Here is a 17,486-nt window from a genome sequence, read left to right as displayed (position 1 = left end):
GCCAACCTCTGATAACGAATGAGCCATCTGGCCAGCAGGTGTGGGGGGCGAACCTTGTCTCGCGTTCCGCTACCTTTCTGTGCCTCACACATAGACAGGGAATCAAGAAAAAGTTCGCTACAGCAACAACTTGTAGAAAATCGCCGTGGCAGTTGGTGCTGTGCAGCACCCGCTAAAGGTGCCATTGCACTCGGTCAACTGCCTGCAAATACCTCACGCAGATGCCCCCGATAACTGTCGAACGCTGCAATCGCCCCCGCTACCACCTCTGCTTCCTCCTGCTCCCCCAGCACCAGGCTGTCCAGCCTGGCAACAAATTCGCGCCAATGCAGCGCTCGGCCATCCGGGTGAGGGGCCAGGTGGCGGGCCCCCTTGTCACCCTCCAGCCCAAGACGTTGCGTTTGCTTGTAGAGAAACGCCGCCCCCAGGTTCGAACCTTCACTGCAATACAGCCATCCCAGGGCCTGGGCCGAGCTGACACGGACCAGTTGGGCGGGCGTTGGCAGCGGCAGGCCGAGGTCGCGCAGGTCGGCCTGGACTACCGCGAACCGTGACAGCGCCTCCAGCCCCGGCAGTTGCTGGTTGAGCTGTTCATCCTGATACAACGCCAACAGGCTGCCATGAAAGCGGTGCTGCACCTGCAGGAAGCGCCCATAACGCTCGCGGTTCTCGAAAGGCCGCGCTGCCATCACCAGTTGATCGACGCTGTCATGATCCCTGCTGCTGGCCGCTTTCAGGCGTTTGCAGCGGCTGGGTTCGGTGAAGGGGAAAGTTACAGCGGTCATCGGCGTATCCGTGGCAATAGAGCAAGGTCCCCATGATGCTTGCCCTCCTTGGCAGGCAGCAAGCGTCACACACTCGACCTGACCGAGTTCGCAATGATGGAGTGCAAGGTCGATGCTCATTTATCATGGCGGCTGCTTTTACCATTGCCAAGGATACCTGCCATGAGCGCCCTTCAGTTCCGCACCCCCGTTCCCGCCGATGCCGAGCGTTGCTACGCCATCGAAATTGGCGCCTATGAAGGGGATGAGGCGGCCACGCTGGAGAAAATCCGCACGCGTATCACGCAGTACCCACAAGGCTTCCTGGTGCTGGAAAGCGACGGCGAGATTGTTGGTTTCATCAACAGTGGCTGCGCCCACGAGGTCGTGATGTCCGACGAGGCCTTCAAAGAGCTGGTTGGCCATGACCCGGCGGCCGCGAACGTGGTGATCATGTCGGTGGTTGTAGACCCGGCCCACCAGGGCAAAGGCTACGCCAAACTGTTGATGAACGAATTCATCGGGCGCATGCACGCGGCGGGCAAGCAGACCATTCACCTGATGTGCAAGGAGCAGCATGTGGCCCTGTACCAGAAGCTTGGCTACCGATACGTGAAACCGTCGCCGTCGGACCACGGCGGCATGGCCTGGCATGAGATGGTCATGGACCTTTGAGTGGACATGACATCGTAGTGTGCGCTACCCGCAGCTTGCCTAGGTGACAGCGCAGCCCAAAGGGCTGCGCATGCCCTTCATTCAACCCGGCGATGCCGAGCTGATGCCTGGCCTCAAGTGCCACTGACCAGCTGATGGGCCAGCTGGTTGTGGCGTTCCAGTACGCGCGGCAGGTCGACGGTGGCCAGCTGGCCGTCTTTCACCACGACGCGGCCGTTGATCACGCTGGTATGCACCTGGGTCGGGGTGCAGAACACCAGTGCCGCCAATGGGTCATGGTGGCCGCCAGCATACGCCACATGGCCCAGGTCGAAGGCGACGAAATCGGCGACCATGCCCGGGGCCAGGGCGCCAATATCATTGCGGTTGAGCACTTTCGCGCCACCCAGGGTGGCAATCTCCAGTGCTTCGCGTGCGGTCATCGCGTCAGGGCCAAAGCCCACCCGTTGCAGCAGCAGGGCCTGACGCACTTCACCGATCATGCTGGCGCCGTCGTTGGAGGCAGAGCCATCGACCCCCAGCCCCACCGGTACGCCGTGGTCGCGCATCTTGCGTACCGGGGCGATGCCTGAGGCCAGCCGCATGTTCGAGCATGGGCAGTGGGCGACGCCGGTGCCGGTGCGGGCGAACAGCTCGATGCCGTGCTGGTCGAGCTGCACGCAGTGGGCATGCCATACATCATGGCCGACCCAGCCAAGGTCTTCGGCGTACTCGGCAGGGGTCATGCCGAACTTCTCGCGGCTGTAGGCGATGTCGTTGACGTTCTCGGCCAGGTGGGTGTGCAGCGACACCCCATACTGGCGCGCCAGCACGGCAGCCTCGCGCATCAGGTCGCGGCTGACCGAGAACGGCGAGCATGGCGCGACCACGATGCGGCGCATCGAGCCGTGGCTGGCATCGTGGTAGTCCTCGATCAGGCGTTGCGATTCCTTGAGGATGTCGGCTTCCTTTTCCACCACCGAGTCAGGTGGCAGGCCGCCTTGGCTCTGGCCCACGCTCATGCTGCCGCGCGCGGCATGGAAGCGCATGCCGATCTCGGCCGCCGCGTGGATGCTGTCGTCGAGCTTGCAGCCGTTGGGGTAGATGTACAGGTGGTCGCTGGAGGTGGTGCAGCCGGACAGGATCAGCTCGGCCATGGCGGTCTGGGTCGACACCGCGATCATCTCGGGGGTCAGGCGCGCCCAGATCGGGTACAGGTTGGTCAACCAGTTGAACAGCTCGCCGTCCTGAGCTGCCGGTACCACGCGGGTGAGGCTCTGGTACATGTGATGGTGGGTGTTGACCAGGCCTGGGATGACCACCTTGCCGGCCATGTCCAGAATCACGTCGGCGTGCTGCGGGAGGGTTTCGCTGGGGCCGACTTGCTTGATCAGGTTGTCTTCGATGAACAGGCCGCCGTTCTTGATTTCGCGGCGTTCGCCGTCCATGGTGACCAGCAGTGCGGCGTTTTTGACGAGGAGCGTTTTTGCAGGGTTTGTAGATGACATGGTGCAAGCCTGCGCAATACGCATCGGCGATTACCGATGTCATAGGCGCTCGGTATTGTAAGCAAGCTTTTTACTGATTGTATACAGCTCGAAGCGCCAGTGCCGGCCTCTTGGCGGCTATAGCCGCGAAGAGGCCGGCACGGGTTGCAGCCATGAAAGATCACACCGCCTCGCGGCTGCTCACACCCTCCAGCAACCGGGCAATCCCCAGCGGGTTAGCGTTTTTCAACGCATCCGGCAGCAGTGCGTCCGGGTAGTTCTGGAAGCACACCGGGCGCAGGAAGCGGTCGATGGCCAAGGTGCCGACCGAAGTGCCGCGGGCGTCGGAGGTGGCCGGGTAGGGGCCGCCATGCACCATGGCATCGGAAACCTCCACACCGGTCGGGTAGCCATTGAGCAGCAAGCGCCCGGCCTTGCGTTCCAGCAACGGCACCAGTGAGGCAAAGGTGCGCAGGTCGTCAGGTTCGGCAATCAGGGTGGCAGTCAGCTGACCTTGCAGGTGACGCAATGCTTCGGCCAATTGCTGGGCATCGGCCACTTCAACCACCACGGTGCTAGGGCCGAACACTTCTTCCTGCAACAGCGGGTCGCCATTGAGCAGCAGGCTCACGTCGGCCTTGAACAACTGCGGCTGAGCCTGGTTACCGGTTTGCGGTTGGCCGGCCAGATGCTGGATACCCGGGTGCGCCAGCAGGTGCTGCACAGCGTTCTGGTAGCTGCGCAGGGTGCCAGCGTTGAGCATGGTCTGCGGGCTCTGGTCGGCCATGCGTGCCACCAGCGTTTGCAGGAAATGCTCGAAGTGTGGCGACCGGATACCCACCACCAGGCCCGGGTTGGTGCAGAACTGCCCGCAGCCCAGCACCACCGAGGCGGCCAGCTCGGTCGCCACCTGTTCACCGCGAGCCTGCAGAGCCTGCGGCAGCACGATCACCGGGTTGATACTGCTCATTTCGGCGAACACAGGGATCGGCTGCGGGCGCGCTGCGGCCATGTCGCACAGGGCGCGGCCACCGCGCAGCGAGCCGGTAAAGCCGACCGCCTGAATGGCTGGGTGCTTGACCAGTGCTTCGCCCACACCGGCACCGTAGATCATGTTGAAAACGCCTGCCGGCATGCCGCTGCCGGTCACTGCACGGTCGATGGCCGCGGCCACTTGGGCCGCAGTGAGCATGTGCCCGCTGTGTGCCTTGAACACCACCGGGCAGCCGGCGGCCAGCGCCGAAGCGGTGTCACCGCCAGCGGTGGAGAAGGCCAGTGGGAAGTTGCTGGCGCCGAATACGGCCACCGGGCCCACGCCGATGCGGTACTGGCGCAGGTCCGGGCGCGGCAGTGGGGTGCGCTGGGGCAGGGCGCGGTCGATGCGTGCAGCGTAGAAGTCGCCACGCCGTACCACCTCGGCAAACAGGCGCAGCTGGTTGCTGGTGCGGCTGCGTTCGCCGCGGATGCGTGCTTCAGGCAGTGCGGTTTCGCGCATCACGTCCTGGATGAAGTCATCACCCAACGCGTCCAGTTCGCTGGCGATAGCGTCGAGAAAAGCGGCGCGCTGGTCCGGGTGGGTGCTGCGGTAGCTCGGGTAGGCCACCTCGGCGGCCTGGGCGGCGGCCTCGACTTCATCGCCAGTCGCCTGGTGGAAGGCGTAGGGCAGTGTTTCACCGGTGTGGGCGTCGAGGCTGTGCAGCAGCACGTCACCGTGGCCACTGAGCTGGCCGGCGATGTGGTTCAGGCGGTGTTCGATGGACATTTCGTTTCCCGTTGGCAATGACAATCGTTGGTCAGGACTGTAGGGGGCGAACGGGGGGCTGAATAATGATTAATACGGATCGGGCGATAACGAGCAGTTATCACCCGGGTTCTCGCGATGCCCTGCAGGAGCGGTCATGCAAGGCGTCAGGGCTCACTCGGCCATCTGCAACTCTGGCAGCTTCACGCGCAACGCCCGGGTCAGCCCCAGTAGCACCAACAGGCCCAGGCCCATCCAGCACAGGCCGATGGTGAACGACAGGCTGGTCAGGCTGCTCCATAGCCACAACGTGCTGAGAAAGCCCAGGCCGGGAATGGCGCCGTACAGCAGGTAGTTGCGGCAACCGCGCAGTTTCTGGTCAACCAGGTAGTGCTTGACCACCGCCAGGTTCACCGCCGAAAAGGCGAACAGTGCGCCAAAGCTGATCATGTTCGCCACGGTATCCAGGGTGATTACCAGGGCGATCAGCGACAGCAGGCTGACCACCAGGATGGCAGTGGCCGGCACGCGCTTTTTCGTCACCAGCTGGCCGAATGCCCGCGGCAATGCGCCGTCGCGACCCATGGCGAACAGTACGCGCGACACGCTGGCCTGGGACACCATGGCCGAGGCGAAGCAGCCCGCCACGTAGGTAGCGGTGAAGGCGGTTACCAGCAGCTCGCCGCCCACCCGGCGCATCACGTCCACCGACGCCGAATCCGGGTCGGCGAAGCTGCCCCAGTCGGGGAACACCATCTGCGCGCAATAAGACACCACCAGAAACAGCAGGCCGCCGATCAACGACACCGCCAGAATCGCCACGGGAATGCGGTAGGTCGGGTTACTGGTTTCCTCAGCCATGGTCGACACCGCATCGAAGCCGAGGAACGACAGGCACAGCACGGCGGCGCCGGTCATGATCAACGGCACGCTGAAGCCATCGTGGTGCAAAGGGGCCAGCAGCGACACCGGCTCCGCCTGTCCGCTGAGCTTGAGAATGGACAAAGCGACGAAGACGATGATGAACACCAGTTGCACCACCACCAGGATCCAGTTGACCCGGGTGATCGACTCGATGCCGATCAGGTTGAGGAAGGTGACCAGGGCAATGGAACCCGCTACCCACACCCAGGCATGGATGGTCGGGAAGTATTCCGACATGTAGATGCCGATCAGCAGGTAGCTGAGCAGCGGTAGAAAGATGTAGTCGAGCAGCAGTGTCCAACCGGTGATGAAGCCGATATGGCTGCCGAAGGCCTTGCGCGTGTAGGTGTAGACCGAGCCGGAGTAGGGGTGGGCCTGGACCATGCGGCCGTAACTGTAGGCGGTCAGCAGCATGGCGGCGAGCGTTAGCAGGTAGGCGGTGGGCAGGTGCCCTTTGGTCATCTGGGTGACCAGCCCGTAGGTGGTGAATACGGCCAGGGGCACCATGTAGGCCAGGCCAAACAGCACCAGGGCGGTCATGCTCATGGATTTGCGGAAGCGGCCGGTGCTGGTGCCGGGTTGCGAGGGTGCATGCGGGGCGGGGCTATGGGCTGTACTTGTTGTTGTATGCATTGCTAACTCCTGAAAAGGGATGCAGGACACCGCGGCAGGCGAGCAGGCTCGCGACCGTCAGGTGTTGTGCAAGGAGGTCGAGCCGAAAGCTCGCAGCGCTGGGGCGGGTTGATGCTCCCACACCCTGCAGGCACCCGGAATCACCCTTTGGGGTGAGCGGACACAGCCCTTGCCCGGCTCACCCCAAAGGGTGATTCCGGTGCCTGCAGCGCCGTGGGAGTATCTGCTCAACGACGCACCGCACTGGCGGCGGTGCCACTGAGAAGAAACGGCAGGCTTACAGTGACCAATCAATTGCTTTCAGAACAATGGTTCGAGCACCAGGCCAAGGTCACCGAGGCGATCGGCCGGCCGGGCTTTGCCGCCAGCCTGTTTGCAGCACTGGGTGTGATCCGGCCGATCCAGGCGACCACGGTGTACCTGTACCCGCACGACGGCATGCCCTGTGCGCTGTTCGAGCAGGATGACAAGGCGCCCTGGCAGCCCGAGGGCAATGTCAGCCGCTACCTGTCGGGCTTCTACCTGCTCGACCCGTTCTACGGTGCTTGTGTGGAACAGGTCGAATCCGGCTGCTACGGCCTGTTCGAAGTGGCACCCGACCACTTCGAGGTCAGCGAATATTACCAATCGTTTTACCGCCACTCGCACCTGGAGGATGAACTCAACTACATCCTGCAGGTGGCGCCCGGGCAAAGCCTGGCGGTGTCGCTGGCCTTCACCGACAAGCTGGATGGGCAAAGCCGCACGCGGTTCGGGCTCATCACGCCTTGGGTGCTGGCGGTACTCGGCAAGCATTTTGCCGGGCTGGACAGCCGCGCAGGGCGCTTCGAGAACATCCTCGAACAACGTATCCATGCCGCGCTGAACAACTTCGGCAGCTCGCTGCTGACCGAGCGTGAATGCCGTATCGCCCAGCTGATCCTGCGTGGCCACTCGACCAAGTCGCTGGCCGAGCGGTTGGGAGTGTCGGAGGACACCATCAAGTCGCACCGCAAGAACGTCTACGCCAAGCTCGACATCGGCACCCAGTCCGAACTGTTCTCCCTGTTCATCGATGCACTGGCCAATGCCCAGGGCGTGCTGGGCAAGGACCCGCTGGAAAGCTACATGGGCAAGCTGCGCTGAGCGCCAGCTGCCCTGCAACCCCACCGCAAAGGAAAACCAACAATGAACGCGCCTTTCGCCCCGCAACGCCAGACCCGTGACTATCAGGCAGCCGATGCCGCCCACCACATTCATGCCTTCCTCGACCAGAAGGCGCTGAACGCCGAAGGGCCGCGGGTGATCGTCGGGGGCGAACGCCTGCACCTGTGGGACAGCGAGGGCAAGCGTTACCTGGATGGCATGTCCGGCCTGTGGTGCACCCAGCTCGGTTATGGCCGTCGTGACCTGACGGCCGCCGCAGCCACGCAGATGGATCAGCTGGCCTACTACAACATGTTCTTCCACACCACCCACCCGGCGGTGATCGAACTGTCCGAACTGCTGTTCAGCCTGCTGCCGGGGCACTACAGCCACGCGATCTATACCAACTCCGGCTCCGAGGCCAACGAGGTACTGATCCGCACCGTGCGCCGCTACTGGCAGGTGGTTGGCCAGCCAGGCAAGAAGGTCATGATCGGCCGCTGGAACGGCTACCATGGCTCGACCCTGGCGGCCACGGCGCTGGGCGGGATGAAGTTCATGCACGACATGGGCGGGTTGATTCCGGATGTGGCACACATCGACGAACCCTACTGGTACGCCGAGGGCGGTGAACTGACCCCGGCCGAGTTCGGCCGCCGCTGCGCCTTGCAGCTGGAGGAAAAGATCCTCGAACTGGGTGCCGAAAACGTTGCCGGCTTCATTGCCGAACCCTTCCAGGGGGCCGGCGGCATGATCTTCCCGCCGGAAAGCTACTGGCCGGAAATCCAGCGTATCTGCCGCCAGTACGACGTGCTGCTGTGCGCCGACGAGGTGATCGGTGGCTTTGGCCGCACCGGCGAATGGTTCGCCCATGAATACTTCGGCTTCGAGCCCGACACCCTGTCGATTGCCAAGGGCCTGACCAGCGGCTATGTGCCCATGGGTGGCCTGGTGCTGAGCAAGCGCATTGCCGAGGCGTTGGTGGAGCGCGGCGGGGTATTTGCCCACGGGCTGACCTATTCCGGCCACCCGGTGGCGGCGGCAGTGGCCATCGCCAACCTGAAGGCGCTGCGTGACGAAGGCATCGTGCGCCAGGTGAAGGACGACACGGGGCCGTACCTGCAGCGCATCCTGCGGGAAGTGTTTGCCGACCACCCATTGATCGGCCAGGTGCAAGGGGCCGGACTGGTGGCGGCGCTGCAGTTCGCCGAGCACAAGCCGACGCGCAAGCGCTTTGCCAACGAGAACGACCTGGCCTGGCAGTGCCGCACCTTTGGTTTCGAGGAAGGGGTGATCATTCGCTCGACCCTGGGCCGGATGATCATGGCGCCGGCCTTGATCGCCAACCACAGCGAGCTGGATGAGCTGGTGGAGAAGACCCGGATAGCCGTAGACCGCACGGCGCGGCTGGTCGGCAAGCTCTAAGCCGCTGACAAGGGCAACGCGCTTCCCTGTGGGAGCGGGCACGCCCGCGAACACCGGCGAAGCCGGTGCCATCCACCGTGTCGCCTGATTCGCGGGCATGCCCGCTCCTACAGAGGGAGTGCGGCGTGCTTGCGGACTGTGTGGTACCTGTTACTTGCGCAAGAAGGACCGCCACGACGGTCGTCTGGAGTACAAATGTACACTCTCGAATTCTGGCAACAACGCGCCTCGGACCTCTACCTTCCGGCCCATGCACTGATCGACGGCAAACCCGTCAACGCACAGGATGGCGCCACCTTCGCAGCCATCAACCCCGCCACCAACAACGTAATGGCACAGGTTGCCGCCTGCGGCCATGCCGAGGTCGACCTGGCTGTCGCCAGCGCCCGTCGAGCCTTCGAGCAAGGCCCCTGGCCGCGCATGGCGCCGGGCGAGCGCAAGAAAGTGCTGCTGCGCCTGGCCGAGCTGATCATGGCCCATCGCGAGGAGCTGGCCCTGCTGGACTCGCTGAACATGGGCAAGCCGGTGATGGATGCCTACACCATCGACGTGCCGGGCTCTGCCCATGTGTTCGCCTGGTACGGCGAGGCGCTGGACAAGCTGTACGACCAGGTGGCGCCCACTGCTGCCAATGCGCTGGCCACCATCACCCGCGAAGCACTCGGTGTGGTCGCGGCCGTGGTGCCGTGGAACTTCCCCCTCGACATGGCCGCGTGGAAGCTGGCCCCGGCGCTGGCTGCCGGTAACAGCGTGGTACTCAAGCCCGCCGAGCAATCACCGTTTTCGGCCCTGCGCCTGGCCCAACTGGCGCTGGAAGCGGGGTTGCCGGAAGGCGTACTGAACGTGGTGCCGGGCCTGGGCGAGCAGGCCGGGCAGGCGCTGGGCCTGCACCCGGATGTGGACTGCCTGGTATTCACCGGCTCCACCCAGGTGGGCAAGTACTTCATGCAGTACTCGGCGCAGTCCAACCTCAAGCAGGTGTGGCTGGAGTGCGGCGGCAAGAGCCCAAACCTGGTGTTCGACAACTGCCAGGACCTGGACCTGGCTGCGGAAAAGGCCGCCTTCGGCATTTTCTTCAACCAGGGCGAGGTGTGTTCGGCCAACTCGCGGCTGTACGTGCAGCGTGCCATCCACGATGAGTTCATCGAGCGGCTGCAGGCCAAGGCTCGCCAGTGGCTGCCCGGTAACCCGCTGGATCCGGCGAGCCGCGCCGGGGCCATTGTCGATGCCGGGCAGACCGGCCGCATCGAGGCCGCCATTGTGCGTGCCGGGCAAGAGGGCGCGCGATTGGTGTGTGGTGGCCGACGCCTGACCATCGAAGGTTCGGACAACTACATCGAGCCGACCATTTTTGCCGGTGTTGAGGGCCGCATGAGCCTGGCGCGGGAGGAGGTGTTCGGCCCGGTGCTGGCGGTCAGCGCCTTCGACACCGAAGAAGAAGCGGTGCGCCTTGCCAACGACAGCATCTATGGCCTGGCAGCTTCGGTGTGGAGCGACGACTTCAACCAGGTGCACCGGGTAGCGCGGGCCTTGAAAGCCGGTACCGTATCGGTGAACACGGTCGATGCGCTGGATGTGACGGTGCCGTTCGGTGGGGGCAAGCAGTCGGGGTTTGGCCGCGATCTGTCACTGCATTCGTTCGACAAGTATTCGCAGCTCAAGACCACCTGGTACCAGTTGCGCGGCTGATGCCCTGATCATGGCCCACGTCGCCTGTGTCGCGGTACAAAGCCTTGCACGCTCGTCTGTAAACGTGTTGCCGGCCCGGCAGAACGCTCACGCGCACTCTACACTGCTGCAGACATCAGCCAAGGCAATGTGCCGCACATGGAGTACCTGGGATGGGCTGCGTGTCGACGAGGCGTGTTGTTGGCAATACAGGACGTGGTATTTCACTGCAGTGGCTGGTGGCGCTGGCTATCGTGCTGGGCATGCTGCTGCTCGGCGCCGCCCTGGCCTGGCAGGGCTATCGCGGTATTCGCCAGACCCTCGTGGCTGCTGCTGGCGATGCTGCCCAGCAGGTTGCCAAGACCATCGATGAGCGCGCCAGGCGCCTGATCGAGCCGGCGCAAAGCAGCATCCGCCTGCTTGCCCACAACACGACGCTTCACACCCAGGCACAGCGCATGGATCGGCTGCCACAGCTGGTGGAAATGCTGGACGCCAACCGCATGCTCAGCGCCGCCTATCTGGGTTACCCCAGCGGCGAGTTCCTGCTGGTGCGTCGCCTGCATGACCCGCAGCTGATGCAGCGTTTCGCCGCTCCACCGGGCACGGCTTTTCTGGTGCAGAGCGTCAGCCATGGCGACGGCGCCAAGGTGCAGGGCGAGTGGCGCTTTTATGATCGGGCGCTGAACTTGTTGCAGGCCCAGGCCAAACCTGACTATCGCTACGATCCACGCCTGCGCCCCTGGTTCGCTGAAGCCACGGTACAACCCTCTACTGTGCTGACGCGCCCCTATGTGTTCTTCACCACCCGCGAGGTCGGCTTGACCATGGCCCAACGTAGCGTCGACGGTGGGGCCGTGATCGGCCTGGACGTTTCGGTCAATGACTTGGCCAGTGAGATTCAGGACCTGCGCATGACCCCGGGTACCGAGATCGTTGTGGTCGATGACCAAGGCGATGTTGTGGCTTATCCGGACCCGCAGCGGGCAATCGTGCACGATGGGCAAGGCGTGCGCCTGTCACGTGTCGCCGAGCTGGGCGCTCCCAGCCTGGCGCAGCTATACGCTGACCTGCCGAAGGGCAACCAGCCTCAGCCTTATCAGGTGGACGGCCAGACCTGGTATGGCATTCGTGTGCAGCTGACCACCCTGGCCGGGCACGACTTGCACGTGCTGATTGCCGTACCAGGCCACGAGCTGCTGGTGGGGGCACGCAAAGTCTTGTTCGAGCAGTTGCTCTGGACCGTGGCGCTGATGGCCGTGTTGCTGGTGCTCGGCGGTGTGCTTGGCCGGCGCATTGGCCGCCCGCTGCGGCTGTTGCGCGAGCAGGTTCAAGGCTTGGCCAGCTTTGATTTCAGCCGTGAAGTGGGCGTGCACTCGCGGGTTTCCGAGGTGCGCGAGTTGAGCCGCGTGCTGAGCCGCATGTCCGGTACTATTCGCCACTTTCAGGCGATTACCCTTGCGCTCAGCCGCGAGCGAGACCTGGAGCGCATGCTCGATGGCGTGCTGAGCCATCTGGTAGAAGCTGCCGGGGGCGACGCCGGCGGGGTTTACCTGTACGACGCTGAACAGGCTTTGCTGCGCCTGGCCGCCTCGTGCCGCGGTGAACACTACCCAAGCGAGCTGGCAGTGGATGAAGGCGCCCGGCAGCACTTGGCTGCAACAGTGACCCAGGCCCTCGGCCTGCACGAGCGCAGCCTGGCCGTGGTGCTTAATGACCGTAGCCGGGCACTGTTGGGCATCCTGGTCCTGCAAATGGGCGAAGAGCAGGCGCAGGAGCGGGTGGGCGAGGCATTCCGGCGCTTTGTCGAGGAATTGTCCGGAGTGGCTGCGGTGGCTATCGAAACCCGCCAGTTGGTCGAAGCCCAGCAACGCCTGCTGGACGCCATGATCAAGCTGCTGGCAGACGCCATCGATGCCAAGAGCCCCTACACCGGTGGCCACTGCGAGCGGGTGCCTCAGCTGGCGCAGATGCTGCTGGATCAGGCAGTGGCAGCCGACAGCGGCCCGTTCGCCAGCTTCAGCATGACCGAGGCAGAGCGATACGAGTTCCATGTGGCAGCCTGGCTGCACGATTGTGGCAAGGTCACCAGCCCCGAGTACGTGGTGGACAAGGCGACCAAGCTGGAGACCCTGTACAACCGCATTCACGAAGTACGCATGCGTTTCGAAGTGCTGTGGCGCGATGCGGAGCTGGCTTATTGGCAAGGCCTGGCCAGCGGCGTCGACCAGCAGGTACTGAAAGCCGCCCTGAGCCGAAGCCAGGCCGAGCTGCAGGACGACTTCGCTTTCGTCGCCCAGGCCAACATCGGCGGCGAGTTCATGCAGGACACCGATATCCAGCGCTTGCAGGTGATCGGCAAGCGCCGCTGGCTGCGCCATTTCGATAACCGCCTGGGCATCTCCCGTGACGAGGCGGAACGCCTTGTTGGCGTGCCGCAGCCTGAACTACCGACAGAGGAGCCATTGCTGGCCGACCGCCCCGAGCACTGCGTGCCCTGGGGTACCCGCACGCCGCCGGTGGTGAAGGGCGACCCGCGTAATATCTGGGGGTTCGACATGCACCTGCCAGGCCACGCCAGCAACTACGGCGAGCTGTACAACCTGTCGATCCGCCGTGGCACGCTGACTGACGAAGAACGCTTCAAGATCAACGAACACATCGTGCAGACCATCATCATGCTCAGTGCACTGCCGCTCCCGCGCCAGCTCAAGCGGGTACCCGACATCGCCGGCAACCACCACGAAAAGATGAACGGCAGCGGCTATCCGCGCCGGTTGGACGGGCAGGACCTAGGCATTGCCGAGCGAGTGATGGCGATTGCCGACATCTTCGAAGCACTGACGGCAGCAGACCGGCCATACAAACCCCCGAAAACGCTGTCCGAATCGGTGAAGATCCTGGTGGCCATGGCCCGTGAGGGGCACGTCGACGGGCAACTGCTACAGCTGTTCCTCAGCAGCGGGGTATACCGCCAATATGCCGAGCGCTTCCTGCGCACCGAGCAGATCGACGAGGTGGATGTGGCCTACTGGCTGGCGCAAATTCAGGAGCGCAGCGCGGCGAGACCTGTGAGCTGAGGGGCGACAGCGCTGAACAATCAGACCGCGTGGCACTCGATTCAAGCGCCACGACCTTTCCCTGCGTCCTCCAGCAGAGCGCCGACCACCCGGGTATTGTGGGTCAGCTCACTCGTACCCCTGCACCCCGGCAATGTGCCGCCCGGCGACATAGCCAAAGGTCAGCGCCGGCCCCAGGTTGATACCGCCCGACGGGTACCAGCCACCAAACACGCTGGCCATGTCGGTACCTGCTGCGTACAGGCCTGCAATCGGTTGCCCGGCCTCATCCAGTACGCGGGCATTGCCGTCGGTGCGCAACCCGGCAAAGGTGCCAAAACAGCCGGGCTTTACTTTCACCGCATAGAACGGCCCGTGCTCGATGGGCGCCACGCAAGGGTTAGGGCCCTTGTGCTGAGGGTCACCCTGCTTGCGGTTGAACGGCGTGGAACCACGGCCAAACGCCGGGTCCTGGCCGTTACGGGCATGGCTATTGAAGTCAGTGACCGTGGCCCGCAGCCCGGAAGGGTCAATGCCGCAGGCCTGGGCGAGTTGCTCGAGCGTGGCGCCGCGTTTCAGGTAGCCGTTGCGCACATGCGGCCCTACCGGCAGCGGTGCCGGGCGGGCATGCCCCAGGCCATAGCGGCGCAAGAAGCGATGATCGCAAACCAGCCACGAGCACACCTCCTGACCCTGCGGCACTGCAGCGACCATGGCCGACACATAGTCGTAATAGCCATGCGCTTCGTTGACGAAACGCTTGCCGTTGGCCAGCACGCCGATAACGCCCGGTTTGCCGCGCTCGATAATGTGCGGGAAGTGGCCGACGCTGCCGTCGCGATACGGCACCTGTGAAACCGGTGCCCAGGCCACCGGCGACTTCAGGTCGGTGGCAACCACACCGCCGGCGGATTCGCCCAGGCGCAGGCCATCGCCAGAACACCCCTTGGGCGGCAGCGCCAGGTTGTCGTGGCCGCTGGCATCGCGCGGGAACAGTTGCTGGCGCCGGGCGTTGTCATTGGGGAAACCACCTGCCGCCAGCACCACGGCCTTGGCGCGGATCAGCTGCTCGCCCTGTGGCGTCGCGACCCACGCCCCGCGTACCTGGCCACCCTCGATCAGCAGGCGTTTGGCCGGCGCCGACGCTTGCAGGTGCACACCCAGGTCCTGTGCCGATTTAGCCAGGCGCGCCACCAGTGCCACACCGTTGACCAGGTGCATGGCCCGACCATGGCGGGCCAGGTGGTACAGGTGGCGGCCAAAGCGCTTGCACACGTGCAGCAGGGCTTTGGGCGAGCGGGTCATGTTAAGGAAGGCGGCAAGGTCGGTACCGGCCATGATCGGCATGCCCATGAACGAGGTTTCGCGCATGGTCTTGCGCAAGCGTGGCAGCAGGGCGCCAACCTCGCGGGCGTCGTAGGGCGCGGCGATCACCTGGTGGCCGCCAAGGGCTGCCCCCGGCGTATCGCCATGCATGTCCGGGATGCCATTGCCGTCGGCAAACTGCAACGCCGTGTACTTCTCGAAAAACGCCACCATGTGCGGGCACGCCTCAAGGAAGGCATCGACGCGCTCGGCATTGTAGTTTGCCCCCAGCTCATGGCGCAGATAAGTCCGCGGCTGTTCGATGTCTTCCTCGATGCCGGCCCTGCGCGCCAGCGGGTTGCGTGGCACCCAGGCCCAGCCGCCGGACCAGGCGGTGGCACCGCCAAACACCGGTTCTTTCTCCGCCACGATCACCTTCTGCCCATGCCAGGCAGCCGTGACGGCCGCCGCCAGCCCGGCGGCGCCAGAACCTATGACCAGTACATCGCATTCGGTTTCGAGAGGAGCGGAAGGCATTGCGGGTTTCCTGTGTTTTTATTAGAACTAAGTTCCATATTCTTATCAGCAGGTAGGGGGCTGCAAGGGCGGAATGGCCAAGTCCGGCAAGAACTGGGCGATCATCGGACATTCGAGTTGGCCCGAGCTGCGCTGGGTAGCGACGATGTGGAATCATCTTCTAGAATCCGCAAAAAAATCAGGGACCTGTGACATGGCTGGTAGTCAGATCGAACGCGCCTTCAGTCTTGTAGAAAGCCTTACCGGTGAGCCCCAAGGGCTGCCGTTACAAACCCTGGCCGAGCGCCTGGACATTCCCAAAAGCGCTGCGCACCGCATGCTCACAGAGCTGGTGCGGCTGGGCTATGTGCGCCAGAACCGGGAAAACAGCCGCTATCAGCTGTCGGCCAAGCTGGTAGCGCTGAGCTTTCGTTACCTGGCCAGCAGCGGTGCCGACATCATCCAGCCGATTCTTGACCGCCTGGCCCAGGACAGCGGCGAACTCGTGCGCCTTGGGGTGATCGACGGTGCCCGGCAAACCTGGATCGCCAAGTCCCAGGGGGCCCGCTCCGGGCTGCGCTATGACCCGGATATGGGGCGCGACGCGCCGCTGTTCTATACCGCCTCCGGGCATGCTTGGCTGGCCAGCCTGGACGATGAGCAGGCGCTGCAGATGGTGTTGCGCCAAGGTATTGCCGACCCCGACCAGTTCGGCCCGAACGCGCCACGCTCCACCGACGAGCTGCTCGCCTACCTGCACCGCGCGCGCGAGCGCGGTTATGCCTGGGTCGAGGAAACCTCCGCCATCGGCACCTCAGCCCTGGCCGCAGTGGTGCGCCGCCCGCAAAGTGACGAGGTGATCGGCGTACTGAGCATCGCCGGGCCCAGCGCGCGGCTGGCACAGAGCCGCCTTACAGCGCTGGCACCGCTATTGCTGGCGGCGGCAGAAGAGCTGTCGGCGGCCAGTCCCGCCAGCGAGCTGTTTGCCTGAGGGGATATTCCGGTCGATTACCGCACAGTCTGTTGCGCCTGTTCTTCTGAAAAGCTGAACTTGGTTCTAAATTGTCGAGTGTGAATTGTGGAACCCGGTTTCAGAATTTCATAACAACAATGACAAGAGGACAGGCTGTTGAACGCACCCCTTCGTATTGCCTTGATTGGCGCCGGCATCATGGGCCGGCAGCATTACCAGCATTTGCGCAATGTGCCGCAAGCCCAACTGTGTGCCGTGGCCGACCCCGGCCCGCAGGCCGAGGCCTTCGCTGCCGAGTGTGGCGTGCCCTGCTTTGCCGACCACCGGCAAATGCTGGAGCAGGTGCGCCCCGAGGCAGTGATCGTCGCCAACCCCAACAACCTGCATGTTGCCACCGCCTTGGATTGTGTCGAGGCCGGGGTGCCGGTGCTGCTGGAAAAACCGGTGGGGGTGCACCTGGATGAAGTGCGTGCACTGGTGGAAGCCTCACGCCGCCGATGTGTGCCGGTGCTTGTAGGGCACCATCGCCGACACAATCCGCTGATCGCCAAGGCGCACCAGGTTATCAACGAAGGCAAACTGGGCCGTCTGATCAACGTCACCGCGCTGTGGCAATTGCAAAAGCCCGACAGCTATTTCGAAACGCCCTGGCGTCGCGAGCCAGGGGCCGGCTTCTTGCTGACCAACCTGATCCACGACCTTGACCTGTTGCGTTACCTGTGCGGCGAGGTGGTGCAGGTGCAAGCCTTCACCCGCAACGATGTACGCGGTTTTGCCAACGAAGACAGCGCCGCAGTGCTGTTGCAGTTTGCCAACGGTGCCCTGGGCAGCCTGACCGGGTCTGACGCGGTGGCTGCTCCGTGGAGCTGGGAGCTGGACACTGGCGAAAGCCCTGTGTACCCGCGCCAGGATGGCCAGCCGTGCTATCTGCTGGCCGGTACCCAAGGAGCACTGAGCATTCCCCAGCTCAAGCGCTGGCATTACGCCGAGGCAGGCTCGGGCTGGCATACGCCCCTGTTGCAAAGCTCGGAAAGCATCCCCGCCGGCGAGGCATTGACCCTGCAATTGCAGCATTTTGTGCGGGTTGCCCGGGGTGAACAGGCGCCGCTGATCGACGCTGCCGACGGGGGGCGCACACTGGCGCTGATCGAAGCGATAAAGCAGGCAGCCCAAAGCGGTCGGGCTTGCGCGCCTGAGCACATTGGCTGACAC

The 17,486-nt window shown here is 64.0% G+C and carries 12 protein-coding genes; 7 read left to right on the top strand and 5 right to left on the bottom strand.

Going from position 1 to position 17,486, the window contains the following annotated elements:
- Positions 1–194: 194 nt before the first annotated feature.
- Positions 195–785, bottom strand: coding sequence for a biliverdin-producing heme oxygenase (locus PRJ_RS16740; protein WP_104962012.1), 591 nt, complete (start codon positions 783–785; stop codon positions 195–197).
- Positions 786–947: 162 nt separating this feature from the next.
- Here PRJ_RS16740 and PRJ_RS16735 point away from each other — a divergent pair, with 162 nt between their 5' ends.
- Positions 948–1,439, top strand: a complete 492-nt coding sequence (locus tag PRJ_RS16735; RefSeq protein ID WP_047603929.1) for a GNAT family N-acetyltransferase — start codon at positions 948–950, stop codon at positions 1,437–1,439.
- 113 nt (positions 1,440–1,552) lie between these two features.
- Here PRJ_RS16735 and PRJ_RS16730 read toward each other — a convergent pair whose 3' ends face one another.
- The 3 genes from PRJ_RS16730 to PRJ_RS16720 all read right to left on the bottom strand — a co-directional run bounded on the left by PRJ_RS16730 (position 1,553) and on the right by PRJ_RS16720 (position 6,203).
- The gene (locus PRJ_RS16730; protein ID WP_029615658.1) at positions 1,553–2,926 is read right to left on the bottom strand and encodes an 8-oxoguanine deaminase; all 1,374 of its coding nucleotides are present in this window, start codon (positions 2,924–2,926) and stop codon (positions 1,553–1,555) included.
- A gap of 160 nt (positions 2,927–3,086) precedes the next feature.
- On the bottom strand, positions 3,087–4,667 hold the full coding sequence (locus PRJ_RS16725; protein WP_104962011.1) for an aldehyde dehydrogenase (NADP(+)): 1,581 nt from the start codon (positions 4,665–4,667) through the stop codon (positions 3,087–3,089).
- Positions 4,668–4,820: 153 nt separating this feature from the next.
- Entirely contained in the window at positions 4,821–6,203 is a 1,383-nt protein-coding gene (locus tag PRJ_RS16720) for an APC family permease (RefSeq protein WP_104887420.1), read from the bottom strand.
- A gap of 282 nt (positions 6,204–6,485) precedes the next feature.
- Here PRJ_RS16720 and PRJ_RS16715 point away from each other — a divergent pair, with 282 nt between their 5' ends.
- The 4 genes from PRJ_RS16715 (at position 6,486) to PRJ_RS16700 (ending at position 13,501) form a co-directional block, all read left to right on the top strand.
- Positions 6,486–7,328: a helix-turn-helix transcriptional regulator gene (locus tag PRJ_RS16715; protein ID WP_010953510.1), complete on the top strand. Its 843-nt coding sequence runs from the start codon at positions 6,486–6,488 to the stop codon at positions 7,326–7,328.
- A gap of 42 nt (positions 7,329–7,370) precedes the next feature.
- Positions 7,371–8,753, top strand: a complete 1,383-nt coding sequence (locus PRJ_RS16710; protein ID WP_004575424.1) for an aspartate aminotransferase family protein — start codon at positions 7,371–7,373, stop codon at positions 8,751–8,753.
- A gap of 195 nt (positions 8,754–8,948) precedes the next feature.
- Complete coding sequence (locus PRJ_RS16705; protein WP_104962010.1) at positions 8,949–10,442, top strand: aldehyde dehydrogenase; 1,494 nt, start codon at positions 8,949–8,951, stop codon at positions 10,440–10,442.
- Between the two features lie 152 nt (positions 10,443–10,594).
- Positions 10,595–13,501 carry an HD domain-containing phosphohydrolase gene (locus tag PRJ_RS16700; protein WP_104962009.1) on the top strand — a complete coding sequence of 969 codons (2,907 nt, stop codon included), beginning with the start codon at positions 10,595–10,597 and terminating at the stop codon, positions 13,499–13,501.
- Positions 13,502–13,609: 108 nt separating this feature from the next.
- Here PRJ_RS16700 and PRJ_RS16695 read toward each other — a convergent pair whose 3' ends face one another.
- Positions 13,610–15,322: an FAD-dependent oxidoreductase gene (locus tag PRJ_RS16695; RefSeq protein ID WP_104962008.1), complete on the bottom strand. Its 1,713-nt coding sequence runs from the start codon at positions 15,320–15,322 to the stop codon at positions 13,610–13,612.
- A 193-nt stretch (positions 15,323–15,515) separates the two neighbouring features.
- Between PRJ_RS16695 and PRJ_RS16690 the strand changes: the two genes are divergently transcribed.
- A complete protein-coding gene (locus tag PRJ_RS16690) occupies positions 15,516–16,292 on the top strand; it encodes an IclR family transcriptional regulator (protein WP_104962007.1) in 777 nt (258 codons plus the stop codon).
- Positions 16,293–16,430: 138 nt separating this feature from the next.
- Entirely contained in the window at positions 16,431–17,483 is a 1,053-nt protein-coding gene (locus PRJ_RS16685; RefSeq protein WP_104962006.1) for a Gfo/Idh/MocA family protein, read from the top strand.
- The last annotated feature ends 3 nt before the right edge of the window (positions 17,484–17,486 follow it).

The sequence above is a fragment of the Pseudomonas sp. XWY-1 genome (assembly GCF_002953115.1).
GTDB lineage: Bacteria > Pseudomonadota > Gammaproteobacteria > Pseudomonadales > Pseudomonadaceae > Aquipseudomonas > Aquipseudomonas alloputida.
The sequence above is the reverse complement of the archived record's forward strand: the minus strand, read 5'-3'. Positions and strand labels throughout refer to the sequence as shown.